This window comes from Embleya sp. NPDC020886, assembly GCF_044333915.1.
Lineage (GTDB): Bacteria > Actinomycetota > Actinomycetes > Streptomycetales > Streptomycetaceae > Embleya.
This window is the reverse complement of the sequence record NZ_JBIRRX010000007.1, coordinates 178479-191313: the sequence shown is the minus strand read 5'-3', so window position 1 is coordinate 191313 and position 12835 is coordinate 178479. Positions and strand designations below refer to the sequence as shown.

Below are 12835 nucleotides of genomic sequence, written 5' to 3'. Positions count from 1 at the left end.
GGAAGGCACAAGATTTCGCCGACCCGGTCGCCGAGGTCTGTGGCTGTTGACCGTCGATCCGGCCCGTCCCTACAGTTTCGTTCTTCTTGACGGAATACCGATTCCGTATAGCGGAATATTGGCCAGGGAGCGCCCCCGGATCCGCATCCACTCCCGCTGCCCGATCCCGCGAACGATCCTGCGATCCCGCATGTCCGATGGGCCGGGCCGTCCCGCGACGGCACCCGATGTGGAGGCACCGATCATGGGCCGGAGAACCACCAGGAAGACCGTTGCCGGCGAGAACGCGGCCGAGGCGCCGGGCGGGCCGCCCGCCGGCGGGGCGGCGCCCGTGCATCCCGTGGACGAGATCCTGCCGCCGGGGCGAATGCCGGCCGGCGCCCTGCAACACGTGGCCACGGTGTATGCCGGAGTGGCCGCCCCACCACCTGGGCAGGGCCGACCTGAACGCCGGCTCCAACGCGCTGATCGTCGCGGTGGCCCTGGCCTTCGGCGTCTTCCCGATCGCGTTCGCGGACTTCTACCACGCGTTCCCGGACAAGGTCGCGATGATCGCCGAGTCCGGCATATCGGCCGGCTCGATCGTCGCGGTCCTGCTCAACCTGCTGCTCAACCACACCGGGTCCGCTCGGACCGAGGCCGCCGGCCGGCCCGCCTCCCCGACCGCCGACGAACGACCCGCACCGCCGGCGGAACAGCCCGCCCGCGCCTGACCGTTGCCCCGAAACGGGCGTAGGCCCCGCCGAAGTACTCGGCGGGGCCTACGTGGTGACGCTGGATCAGACGGCGAGCTGGGTGCCCACCGAGATCAGGTGGGGGTTGCCCCCGATGACGCCCGCGTTCGCGGCGTACAGGGCCTTGTAGCCACCCTTGACGCCGAGCTTCGCGGCGACGCCGGAGAGCGTGTCACCGGCCTTGACGGTGTACTTGCCGGAACCCGAAGTCTGCTTGGTCGCGGCCGACTTCGGCGCGTCCTGCTTGTCCTGCTTGTCCTGCACCTGGACCTTCGGCGCGTTGCCGGTGGAGGTCTTCGGCGCGTTCTCGGTCACGGACTCGGCCTTGGGTGCGGCCTTCGGCTCGACCTTGCTCTTGGTCTTGCCGGTGGTCGCGGAGTCGGCCGTGGCGGAGGCGTTGCCGCCCTTGCCCAGGCCGGCCTTCTGCGAGCAGACCGGCCAGGCGCCCGGACCCTGGCTCGCCAGGACCCGCTCGGCGACCGCGATCTGCTGGTCCTTGGTGGCCTGCGCGGCGCTGGAGGCGTACTGGCTGCCGCCGAACGCGTTCCAGGTGCTCGGGGTGAACTGCAGACCGCCGGAGAAGCCGTTGCCCGTGTTGATACCCCAGTTCCCGGTGCTCTCGCACTGGGCGACCGCGTCCCACGTGGACGAGGTCGCGGCGCTCGCGCTGCCCGTCATGCCCACGAGGGGAAGGACGAGACCCGCACCGGCGGCGACGGCGATGCCGGCGCGACGGCCACGAGAGAGCGAGCGAACGGGAGCGGTGATGGCACGGAAGGTCATTTATTACCTCGTCGGGCGCCTACGAAGTTAGCTGTCGGGTTCGGACGATTGGCCCGGCCTCGCCTGCAACAGGCATGGCTTCACCCCAGACATCGACGTGGCCGATGTCGGCACTCACTTGGTTCCCCCGCTCCTGCCGCCAGTCGATATCGACTGCTTCCCTCGGGCGGCGGCAGGATTCGGCGTACCACCCGGGGAGTCCGCTTGTGCGAACAACCACGAAGCTACGCACCGCTCCGCCGGGTTGGCAAACATTTCGGGCGATTTGTGAGGTGCCCCATAGGGCGGAATAACGCCGATTTGCCCGATATGTCGCCAACCCCGCAGGTCACGGCTTCGACGTCCACGGTGCGCAGCCGCGTGCTCACCCGTGCTTCAGCGACGAGCTATTCCGTCGCGGGCAGCTCCACAGGTACGACTACCCGCTCCTCGTCCCACAGGAACGTCGCCCCGCCGGTCGCGAAATTGGCGACGTCGGCCACCGTGGCCCGCCCCTCCGGCGAATCCAGGGTCGCTTCGATACCGGCGCGGGTCGGTGCGTACAGCCCGACCACCAGGTAATAGGGCGGCTGCGCGCCGGACGGATCCGGTTCGCACTTGCCGATGGTCCAGCCGGTCAACCCGGGCATGGTGCGGGCGAGCGGGACGTGCTTCTCCCAGTAATAGGTGTCGAACGCCGCCGGGTCCTCGGGGTGGCCATAGAGCACGGTCAGCTTGTACATGCCGAATCCTCACGATCGTGTGGTGGATGTGGGTCCTGCCGGTGGTGCCCGGTGCGTCCGGCGCGCCGGCGCCGGATGGAACTAGCGCGCGGCGATGCTCTTGAACGCCCGCGCCTGCTCGGTGATGGCCACCTCGGTGGGCAGCCGTTCCATGCTGGAGGCGCCGAAGAAGCCGACCACGCCGGTGGTGTGGGCCAGCACGTACGCGGCGTCCTCGGGTTCGGCGATCGGCCCGCCGTGGCACAGCACCAGCACGTCGGGGTTCACCTCCGCCGCCGCGTCGCGCATGAGCTGCACCCGCTCCACCGCCTGGTCGAGGGTGACCGCGGTGGTCGCGCCGATGCTGCCCTTGGTGGTCAGTCCCAGATGCGGGACCAGGATGTCGGCGCCCGCCGCGGTCATCGCCCGGGCCTGCTCGGCGTCGAAGACGTAGGGGGCGGTCAGCAGGCCGCGCTCGGCGGCCAGCCGGATCATCTCCACCTCCAGGTCGTAGCCCATCCCGGTCTCCTCCAGGTTCTGCCGGAAGACGCCGTCGAACAGCCCGACCGTGGGGAAGTTCTGCACACCCGCGAAGCCCATCGCGGCGAGCTGGTCCAGGAAGTGCGGCATGATCCGGAACGGATCGGTGCCGCACACGCCCGCCAGTACCGGGGTGCCCTGGACCACCGGCAGCACCTCGCCCGCCATCTCGACCACGATCGCGTTGGCATCCCCGTAGGGCAGCAGCCCGGCGAGCGAACCCCGACCGGCCATTCGGTAGCGGCCCGAGTTGTAGATGATGATCAGGTCCACCCCGCCGGCCTCGGCGCACTTGGCCGACAGTCCCGTGCCCGCGCCCGCGCCGATCACGACGCCGCCCTGCTCGACCGTCCTGTGCAGTCGGCCCCGCGCCTCGCGTCCGTTCATCTCAGTCCACGCGTCCCTTCGTGATCATTTCGTGCAGTCGATCCGCCGCCGCCGTGGCGAACGCCGGATCGTTGATGTCCGTCGCCGCCTCGTGCACCTCGACGGAGCTGCCCGCGAGCCCCGCTCGCAGCTCGTCGAACAGCGCCTTGTCGGCGACGGAATCGTAGAAGGGCGCGCCCTCGACGTCGATCGCCGAGACCCCGTGCAAGGGCAGGTAGAGCGCGGTGGGGCCGGTCGCGGCGACCAGCTTGGCGGCGATGCGCCGACCCAGCTCGGCGTTCTCCGCGGGGGTGGTGCGCATCAGCGTCACGGTCGGGTTGTGCACGTAGAGCTGCCGCTCCTCGAACCGCTCGGGCACGGTGTTGCGCGGGCCGAAGTTGACCATGTCCAGCGCGCCGACGCTGACCACCTGCGGCAGCCCCATCCGGCCGGCCGCGGTCAGCCGCTCGGGACCCGCGCTGAGCACCCCGCCGACCAGGTCGTCGGCCAGCTCGGTGGTGGTCAGGTCGAGGATCCCGGCCAAGAAGCCCGCCTCGGCCAGATTCTCCATCGACGTGCCGCCCGCCCCGGTGGCGTGGAAGACCAGCACCTCGTAGCCCAGCTCGGTGAGCCGCTCGCGGGCGGCGTCCACCGCCGGGGTGGTCACCCCGAACATCGACGCGGCGACCAGCGGACGCCCCTCGCCGGTCACCCCCGCGACCGCCGCACGATCCTCGGCGTAACCGCCAGCCATCCCGGCGATCGCGTCCGCCGCGTTGCCCAGGATGCGCTCGGAGAGCCGATTTATCCCGGCGATGTCCACGACGCTGTACATCATCGTCACGTCCACCGCGCCCACATACGGCGACACGTCGCCCGCCGCCATCGTGGAGACCAGCAGCTTGGGCACACCCACCGGCAGCGCGCGCATCGCGTGGGAGGCGATCGCCGATCCGCCCGAGCCGCCCATCGCGAGCACCCCGTCGACCCGGCCCTGCTCGTAGAGCTCGCGCAGGATCGACGCGGCCCCTTCGGCCATCGCGGTGGTGGCCGCGCCCCGATCGGCCCGGGTCCGCAGGTCGACCAGGTCGGTGCCGGCCGCCGCCGCGACGTCGGTCGCCTGTACGTCGGCCTGGGCCAGCGACTCGCCGAGCACGCCCACGTTCATCAACACCACCTCGGCGCCACGAGCACGCAGCCGGTAGGCCAGCCACGCGTATTCGGATCCCTTGGTGTCGAGCGTTCCGATCAGTACGACGGTGGGCATCGGTGCCTCCGGTGGAGTCGGTAGGGCTTGCCGGGTTGACGCTTCGGCGGCAAACGGCCGCGCACAGTAACCCAACCGGATGATCATGGCGATTGAAAGCACCGTGCGGTAGGACGGGGGGCGAGTTCCGAAGTTTTGGCACGTCACGGAGGTATCGATGGCGGAGGAACCGGACGGACGGGTCGCAATCGTCGCCGGCGCGGGTGACGGCATCGGACGCGCCTGTGCGCTGGCCCTGGCCCGCACCGGCGCGGATCTGGCACTGGCCGCGCGCCGGCCCGAGCCGTTGCGGCGACTCGCGGACGAGATCCGCGAGCTGACGGGCCGTCGGGTGATCGCGGTACCCACCGACCTGGCCGACCAGGCCGGTTGCCGGGCGCTGGTGGACACCGCCGCGCGCGAACTCGGCCGGGTGGACGTGGTGGTCAACGTCGCCACGTACAACCCGGCGGGGCGGCTGGAGGAGTTGGATCCGGAAGAGTTTCGGCGGGCGTTCGAGATCAACGTGCTCGGCGTGCTGGCCGTCTCGCGGGCCGCGCTGCCGCACATGCGCGCGGTCGGCGGTGGGTCGATCGTGCAGATCAGCTCGGAGGCGCCACGCGCGAAGCTGGTGAACCTGGGCGCGTACGCGGCGACCAAGGCCGCGATGGAGGTCGCCTCCGGGGTGCTGGCCAAGGAGGTCGGCCCGGACGGGGTGCGGGTCAACGTGGTCGTCGCGGGCTACACCGAGAACGCCAAACTGGCCGGCTACATCGCCGACATCGCCGCGCGCCGGGACGTGCCCGAGGCGGAGGTGCGCGCCGAGATGACCAAGTCGTCGGCGCTGCGCCGGATCACCCAGCCGGAGGACATCGCCGACACCGTGGCGTTCCTGGCCTCGCCCGGGGCCCGGGCCATCACCGGCACGATCACCCCGGTCACCTCGGGCGTCTCCTTCGGCTGACCCCGGATGCCCGACCGCCGGCGCCGCCGGCCCTGCCCGCAACGCCCGCACACCGCTCGTGGCGCCCCACCCCGTCCGCCGCGAGCGCGCGCTCAGCGCAGCCTGAGCGCCAGGAAGAAATCCACCTTGTCCTCCAACCGGGACAGCCGACGCCCGGTCAACTCCTCGATCCGGCCGATCCGGTAGCGCAACGTGTTCACATGGACGTGCAACCGTGCCGCGCACCGGGTCCACGACCCGTCGCAGTCCAGGAACACCTCCAGCGTGCCCACCAGATCGGCCTGGTGGCTCGCGTCGTAGGCCCGCAGCGGCTCCAGCAACCGGCCCCGGAACGCCCGCCGCACGTCCTCCGGCACCGCCGCCAACAGCGCGACGTGCGACGCGAGTTCGGCATGCCCGACCACCTCGACCCGACCGGACCTGGTGCCCGCGATCCGGCCCGCGTGCCAGGCCTCCTCCAGTGCGCCGCGCAGCCCGTCCGCGCGACCCACCCGCGCGCTCACCCCGATCCGCACCCGCACACCGCCCGCCGCGGGCCCCTCCAACGCCGCCAACCGCTCGCGCAGCAGCCCGGTGGTGGGGTCCGGCTCGCTGCCGTCCCGATCCGGCAGCGCCTCGCCCGGGATCAGCGCCACCGCGCCCGGCCCGGTCGCCGACACCAGGGCCGCGCTCGGTCGATCCGCCAACGCCTCCTCCAGGAGCACCCGGGCCAGCCGCTGGGCCTCGCGCGAGGGCAGGTCCGGGATGGTGGCGGTGGCGAACTGCCAGTGCGTGGCGCCCGCGCCGTCCGGCTCGGCGGCCCGCAGTCGTGCGGCCACCTCGACCGGGTCGGCGCCGGCCGCGAGCAGGTTCAGCACGTCCTCGGACAACCGCCGGGTGCGCCGACGCTGGTCCTCGACCCGGTCCCGCCCCACCGACACCAGCCGCACCAGCTCGCCCAGCAGCGCCTGGTGCCGCTCCGGCCAGTCGGTGACGTCGTCCTCGACCGCGAGGAACCAGTCGCCCCACGTGTCCAAATCGACCGAACCGCCCGCCTCGGGCACCGGGAGCAGCGAGAACGCGCGTCCGTCGACCCGATAGCGAAACGGCACCCGGGCCTTGCGCTCCCGCGCCGCGAAGTGCGCGCGAGCCATCTTCACCCGCAGCCCCGACGCCAGATCGGGCCCGCCGGCGGCGGCCTGACGCCCGGTCAGCGAGAGCACCCAGCAGTGGATGTCGATGTCGGCCGCGATCAGCCCGAGCACCCCGTCCAGGCCCGCCCCGCCGGCGGCGGCCTGCACCAGCCGTCGATGCCGGTCGACCACCGCGGTCAGGTCGGTCGCCCGTTCGGCGGATATTCGACGGATCACGAATTCGGTCAGATGCGCGAAGGAGAGTTCCTCCTCGACCGCGAACAGCGGTAGATGGTGCCGCTCGCACGCCCGCACCAGATCGACCGGGATGTCGCCGATCTCGGCCTGCCCGGCCGCCAACGCGGTGGCCCCGCCCCCGGTCAGCACCCGGACGAAACGCTCCGAGTCCGCCGGCCCCGCCCGCCAGCCCATGCCGGTCAACACCAGTGCACCGGCGGTCAGGTATCGACTGGGGTCGTGCAGGTCGGTGGTCATCACCGCGCGCACCGACCGATCCAGTTCCTCCTCGCCCACCAACAACCGGATCCCGGGTATGCCGACACCGGCCGTGCCATCGCCGAGAAGCGCGCGCAATCGCATCGACGGCCCCCTCTCGATCGTGCCGGCGCGGCCTGCGCGCACACGGCGGATCCGTCATACCGGTTCGACGACCGGACGAACACTTGGAGAAAAGTACGGGAACCACCCCCACATGACACGCCTGGGTCATGTCTTTGGTGGGTACTCACAGTGACCCTCGTCTCGGTGTACTGGTGCGCACCCTCCGATCCGGACGGACCCGAAACGAAGCGCCCCCGCGACGGGTACAAGGACGGTAGGGCCATACGCAAGGCAGAAGGAGACACCCGTCATGGAATTCCTGCGGCCCGCGACGTGGGAGGAGGCGCTCGCCGTCAAGGCGCAGCACCCGTCCGCGGTCCCGATCGCCGGTGGCACCGACGTAATGGTCGAACTGAACTTCGACCGGCATCGTCCGGATGCACTGCTCGATCTCAACCGGATCCACGAACTGCACACATGGCAGATCGAGGACGACGACATGGTGCGTCTCGGTGCCTCCGTGCCGTACGTCGAGATCATCGACGCACTGCACGATCGACTCCCGGGCCTGGCACTGGGCGCGCGCACGGTCGGATCGCCGCAGATCCGCAACCGGGGATCGGTCGGCGGCAACCTGGGCGGCGCCTCGCCCGCCGGCGACGCGCACCCGCCACTGCTCGCGTCCGGTGCCACGGTCGAGGTCGCCTCGGTGCGCGGCACCCGGCTGATCCCGATCGACGACTTCTATCTCGGTGTCAAACGCAACGCGCTGGAGCCGGACGAACTGATCCGGGCGATCCACATCCCTTCGGCGACCGGGCCACAACAGTTCGCCAAGATCGGCACCCGCAACGCGATGGTGATCGCGGTCTGCTCGTTCGCGGTCGCGCTGCACCCGCGTACCCGGGACGTGCGCACCGGGATCGGCTCCGCCGCGCCCACCCCGCGTCGGGCGAGCGAGGCCGAGGCGTTCATCCGTGGCGAGTTGGCGGACACCGATCTGTGGACCTCCGGCGGCGAGTTGCCGGTGGCCACCGCCGTGCGCTTCGGCGAACTGGTCGCCCAAGCTGCCGCGCCGATCGACGACGTGCGCGGCTCGGCCGCGTACCGGCGGCACGCGCTGGCCGTGATGGCACGCCGCACGCTGCTCTGGACCTGGAACGACCACCGAGCCACCGGGAGGGCCGCCGCATGAGGGTCACATTCACCGTGAACGGCCGCCGGACCGAGGCGGACGACGTCTGGGAGGGCGAGAGCCTGCTCTACGTACTGCGCGAGCGGGTCGGGCTGCCCGGTTCCAAGAACGCGTGCGAACAGGGCGAGTGCGGCTCCTGCACGGTCTACCTGGACGGCGCCCCGGTCTGTGCGTGTCTGGTCGCGGCCGGCCAGGTGCAGGACCGCGAGGTCGGCACCGTCGAGGGTCTGGCCGACGGCGACACGCTGGACGCGGTGCAGCAGGCGTTCGTGGACGCGGGCGCCGTGCAGTGCGGCTTCTGCACGCCGGGCCTGTTGGTCCAGACGCACGATCTGCTCAACCGGGCGCACCACCCCTCCGACGCGGAGATCCGCGAAGCGCTCTCCGGCAACCTGTGCCGTTGTACGGGCTACGAGAAGATCATGGACGCGGTCCGCCTGGCCGCCGCCCGCAAGGCGGACGCCCGCGACACGGCGGCCCTCGGGTCGGAGGGCTGAACCATGGCCGGTCTGACCAGGCCGAAGAACCTGCAGGACGTGCTCGCGCCCGGCCGGGACGGCATCGGCGCCTCGCCGCTGCGCCCGGACGGCATCCTCAAGGTCAAGGGCGATTTCGCCTATTCCTCGGATCTGTGGCACGAGGACATGTTGTGGGGCATGGCGCTGCGCAGCCCGCACGCCCGGGCCCGCATCCTGTCCGTGGACGTGTCCGGGGCCCTGGCCCAGCCGGGTGTGTACGCGGTGCTCACCCACGAGGACATCCCGGGCAGCAAGTTCTACGGCCTGGAGATCGCGGACCAGCCGGTACTGGCCATCGACGAGGTGCGTTTCCACGGCGAGCCGATCGTGATCGTCGCGGCCGACCACCCCGAGACCGCGCGGCGCGCGGTCGCCAAGATCGTGGTCGAGTACGACGTGCTGCCCTCGATCGGGCCCGCCCAGGCGTTGGACCCGGAGCGGTACGGCTACGTGCACCTGCCCGCCGACTACAAGGCACACGCGTCCGGCAACATCGTGCACAGCCAGCACATCCGGCACGGCGACGGGGACTCGGCCGAGGTCCGGGCGCTCGCGGACGTGATCGTGCGCGGCGAGTACGAGGTCGGCATGCAGGATCAGGCGTTCCTGGGCCCGGAGTCCGGCCTCGCGGTGCCCGCCGAGGACGGCGGCATCGATCTGTACGTCGCCACCCAGTGGCTGCACGTGGATCGGCAGCAGATGTGCCCGGTGCTGGGTCTGCCACCGGAGAAGGTACGGCTGACCCTGGCCGGCGTCGGCGGTGCGTTCGGCGGGCGCGAGGACATCTCGATGCAGGTGCACGCGTGCCTGCTGGCGCAGCACACCGGCAAACCGGTCAAGATCGTCTACAACCGCGAGGAGTCGTTCTTCGGCCATGTGCACCGTCATCCCGCGACGATGGTGTTCGAGCACGGTGCCACCCGGGACGGCAGGCTGGTCTTCGTCAAGGCCGAGATCGTGCTGGACGGCGGCGCCTACGCGTCGGCGTCGCCCGCGGTGGTCGGCAACGCGGCCTCGTTGGGCATCGGTCCGTATGTGGTGCCGCATGCGGTGGTCGACTCGATGGCGGTGTACACCAACAACCCGCCGTGCGGCGCGATGCGCGGTTTCGGCGCGGTGCAGATGTGCTTCGGCTACGAGACGCAGATGGACCGACTGGCCGCCGAACTGGGCCTGGATCCGGTCGAGTTGCGCCGGATGAACGCGATGGAGCAGGGTTCGGTCCTGCCCACCGGGCAGGTCGTGGACGCGCCGGCCCCGGTCGCCGAGCTGCTTCGGCGGGTCAAGGCAAGGCCGCTGCCGCCGACGGAGAACTGGCGTACGGCCAACGGCCCGGACCTGCGCGAGCTGCCCGGCGGGTTGTCCAACACCACGCACGGTGAGGGTGTGGTGCGCGGGATCGGCTACGCGGTGGGCATCAAGAACGTCGGCTTCTCCGAGGGTTTCGACGACTATTCGACGGCCCGGGTCCGGCTGGAGGTGATCAACGGCGCGGCGGTCGCGCTGGTGCACACCGCGATGGCCGAGGTCGGACAGGGCGGGGTCACCGTGCAGGCGCAGATCGTGCGCACCGAGCTGGGCGTGGACCAGGTGACCATCGCGCCGGCGGACACCCGGGTGGGATCGGCCGGTTCGACGTCCGCGTCCCGGCAGACGTACATGACCGGCGGCGCGGTGAAGCAGGCGGCCGAGGCGGCGCGCACCGCAGTGCTCGCCCGCGGTCGGGAGCGCTACGGCTGGGCGCCCGCGACGATGGTGGGCCTGCGGCTGTCCGGCGGCAAGGTGCTCACCGCCGCGGGCGAGGTGCTCGCCGACCTGGTGGACCTGCTCGGCGACGAACCGGTGGACGAGACCACCGAGTTCCGCCACCGCCCGACCGAGCCGTTCGACAAGGTCACCGGGCAGGGCTTCGGGCACGTGCAGTACACGTTCTGCGCGCACCGCGCGGTCGTGGACGTGGACGTGGACCTGGGCCTGGTCAAGGTGATCGAGCTGGCCGCGGCGCAGGACGTCGGCAAGGCGATCAATCCGCTCGCCGTGCTCGGCCAGATCCACGGCGGCAGCACCCAGGGGTTGGGCCTGGCCGTGATGGAGGAGATCGTCGTCCGGGACGGCAAGGTCCGCAATCCCTCCTTCACGGACTACCTGATCCCCACCATCCTCGACACTCCGCCGATGCCGGTGGACGTGCTCGAACTGGCCGATCCCCACGCGCCGTACGGGCTGCGCGGGGCCGGCGAGGCACCCACGCTCTCCTCCACTCCGGCCATCGTCGCGGCGATCCGCGCGGCGACCGGTCTGGCCCTGAACCGGGTACCGGTTCGGCCGGAGCACCTCACCGGAACCTGAGACACCGTCAGATCCGGTTTCCCGACCGTAGTACGGTCCCGGCGGCGGCGCAGACGTCGCCCCCGGGGCCGGACCGGCCCGACTCCGCACGGCCGATCGCCGTGTCGTCGAACGGACGCGCCCCCACGCAGGAAGGTCGTCGTCCTCGCCTGCCCGAAGAAGGATTCGGGTGGTTTCGAGGCGGCGATTGGCTCCACCCCAACAACACCTAAGACACTTGGGAGTGGGAAGTGGCTCAGACCTCGGTTCCGACGGAACCCGGCGAAAATCCCCCGCATCCGCCACACGGATCCGGTGCCGGACTCGCCCAGGACCCGCCGCCGGCGGGCTCGGCCGACTCGGGCGCGTTGGACAGGTACTTCGGGATCAGCGCCCGCGGCAGCTCGGTGGGCCGCGAACTGCGCGGCGGCCTCACCACGTTCATGGCGATGGCGTACATCCTGCTGCTCAATCCGATCCTGCTCGGCGGCAAGGACGTCGACGGGAATCGGCTCGATCCGGCGCAGGTCACCACGATGACCGCGCTGGCGGCGTTCATCACCACGGTCGCGATGGGTCTGATCGGCAACGTGCCGCTCGCCCTCGCCGCGGGTCTGTCCGTGGCGGGCGTGGTGGGCAATCAGGTCGCCGCCGAGATGACCTGGCCGCAGGCGATGGGTCTGTGTGTCATCTACGGCCTGATCATCATGCTGATGGTGGTCTCCGGGCTGCGCGAGCGGATCATGAACGCCATCCCGATGGCGCTCAAGCACGCGATCACCATCGGCATCGGGCTGTTCATCGCGATGATCGGCCTGAACAAGGCCGGCGTGGTGACCGAGAACGCCGCGCCGGGCGGGCCGCCGGTCACCCTGGGCCAGGCCGGTGAGCCGGCCGGCTGGCCGGTATTGATCTTCGCGGTCACCGTGCTCGCCATCTTCCTGCTGATGGCGCGCAACATCCGCGGCGCGATCCTGATCGGCCTGGTCTTCGGCACGCTGCTGGCCATGGTGATCAACGCGATCGTCGACATATCCGACAAGACCTGGGGCGGTGGCGTCCCGAACCTGCCGGACAAGGTGGTCGACTCACCGGACTTCGGGCTGTTCGGTGAGGTGAGCGTGTTCGGCGGCTTCTCCGAAGCCGGCGGCATCACCGCCTCGGTGCTGGTGTTCACCCTGGTGTTCGCGGGCTTCTTCGACGCGATGGCGACCATCATCGGGATCGGCAACGAGGCCAAGCTGGTGGACGACAAGGGCCGGATGCCCGGCCTGTCCAAGGCGCTGGCCATCGACGGTGCGGGGGGCATCGTCGGTGGGGTGACCGGTTCGTCCGGTCAGACGGTGTTCATCGAATCGGCCACCGGGGTCGGCGACGGCGCACGCACGGGGCTGTCCAGCGTGGTCACCGGCGGCATCTTCGGTCTGATGTTGTTCTTCACGCCGATCGCGGGCGTGGTCCCGGACCAGGTCGCGGCCGCCGCGCTCGTGGTGATCGGCTCGATGATGATCACCCAGGTCAAGCACATCGACTGGGACGACAAGGCGGCGGCGATCCCGGCGTTCCTGACCATCGTGCTGATGCCGTTCACCTACTCGATCACCGCGGGCGTCGCCGCCGGTGTGATCGTCTACACCCTGATCAAGGCCGCCCAGGGCAGGTTCCACGACATCGGTCCACTGATGTGGGTGCTCACCCTGGCGTTCCTGGTGTTCTTCGCGCTGCATCCGATCAAGGAGTGGTTGGGCGTCAGCTAGGCCCACCGACCGCGCCACCACCCCCAAGGA

11 protein-coding genes and 1 riboswitch are annotated in these 12835 nt (G+C 70.8%); of the genes, 6 read left to right on the top strand and 5 right to left on the bottom strand.

Features of this window, described 5'->3' with window-relative positions:
- Positions 1 to 404: 404 nt before the first annotated feature.
- Positions 405 to 713, top strand: coding sequence for a hypothetical protein (locus tag ACH4U8_RS24950; protein ID WP_395780276.1), 309 nt, complete (start codon positions 405 to 407; stop codon positions 711 to 713).
- A 66-nt stretch (positions 714 to 779) separates the two neighbouring features.
- On the opposite strand, the gene ACH4U8_RS24945 is transcribed toward ACH4U8_RS24950, so the two are convergent.
- From ACH4U8_RS24945 to ACH4U8_RS24930, 4 genes are all read right to left on the bottom strand, one after another.
- Positions 780 to 1412 carry a transglycosylase family protein gene (locus tag ACH4U8_RS24945; protein ID WP_360317528.1) on the bottom strand — a complete coding sequence of 211 codons (633 nt, stop codon included), beginning with the start codon at positions 1410 to 1412 and terminating at the stop codon, positions 780 to 782.
- A gap of 105 nt (positions 1413 to 1517) precedes the next feature.
- Positions 1518 to 1712: riboswitch (cyclic di-AMP (ydaO/yuaA leader) on the bottom strand.
- A 191-nt stretch (positions 1713 to 1903) separates the two neighbouring features.
- Positions 1904 to 2239 carry an EthD family reductase gene (locus tag ACH4U8_RS24940; protein WP_360317530.1) on the bottom strand — a complete coding sequence of 112 codons (336 nt, stop codon included), beginning with the start codon at positions 2237 to 2239 and terminating at the stop codon, positions 1904 to 1906.
- Between the two features lie 81 nt (positions 2240 to 2320).
- Positions 2321 to 3145, bottom strand: a complete 825-nt coding sequence (locus ACH4U8_RS24935; protein ID WP_360317533.1) for a phosphoenolpyruvate hydrolase family protein — start codon at positions 3143 to 3145, stop codon at positions 2321 to 2323.
- A 1-nt stretch (position 3146) separates the two neighbouring features.
- Positions 3147 to 4391: a Tm-1-like ATP-binding domain-containing protein gene (locus tag ACH4U8_RS24930; RefSeq protein WP_395780274.1), complete on the bottom strand. Its 1245-nt coding sequence runs from the start codon at positions 4389 to 4391 to the stop codon at positions 3147 to 3149.
- A gap of 157 nt (positions 4392 to 4548) precedes the next feature.
- On the opposite strand from ACH4U8_RS24930, the gene ACH4U8_RS24925 reads away from it, so the two are divergent.
- Positions 4549 to 5334, top strand: coding sequence for an SDR family oxidoreductase (locus ACH4U8_RS24925; RefSeq protein ID WP_360317537.1), 786 nt, complete (start codon positions 4549 to 4551; stop codon positions 5332 to 5334).
- A gap of 92 nt (positions 5335 to 5426) precedes the next feature.
- Here ACH4U8_RS24925 and ACH4U8_RS24920 read toward each other — a convergent pair whose 3' ends face one another.
- Positions 5427 to 7046, bottom strand: coding sequence for a helix-turn-helix domain-containing protein (locus ACH4U8_RS24920; protein WP_395780272.1), 1620 nt, complete (start codon positions 7044 to 7046; stop codon positions 5427 to 5429).
- Positions 7047 to 7317: 271 nt separating this feature from the next.
- Here ACH4U8_RS24920 and ACH4U8_RS24915 point away from each other — a divergent pair, with 271 nt between their 5' ends.
- From ACH4U8_RS24915 to ACH4U8_RS24900, 4 genes are all read left to right on the top strand, one after another.
- Positions 7318 to 8202, top strand: a complete 885-nt coding sequence (locus ACH4U8_RS24915; protein ID WP_395780270.1) for an FAD binding domain-containing protein — start codon at positions 7318 to 7320, stop codon at positions 8200 to 8202.
- A complete protein-coding gene (locus ACH4U8_RS24910) occupies positions 8199 to 8699 on the top strand; it encodes a (2Fe-2S)-binding protein (protein ID WP_360317543.1) in 501 nt (166 codons plus the stop codon). Before ACH4U8_RS24915 ends, ACH4U8_RS24910 begins: the two co-directional genes overlap by 4 nt.
- A gap of 3 nt (positions 8700 to 8702) precedes the next feature.
- Positions 8703 to 11069 carry a xanthine dehydrogenase subunit D gene (gene pucD, locus ACH4U8_RS24905; protein WP_395780268.1) on the top strand — a complete coding sequence of 789 codons (2367 nt, stop codon included), beginning with the start codon at positions 8703 to 8705 and terminating at the stop codon, positions 11067 to 11069.
- 347 nt (positions 11070 to 11416) lie between these two features.
- Complete coding sequence (locus ACH4U8_RS24900; RefSeq protein ID WP_395780266.1) at positions 11417 to 12805, top strand: NCS2 family permease; 1389 nt, start codon at positions 11417 to 11419, stop codon at positions 12803 to 12805.
- Positions 12806 to 12835 lie beyond the last annotated feature (30 nt).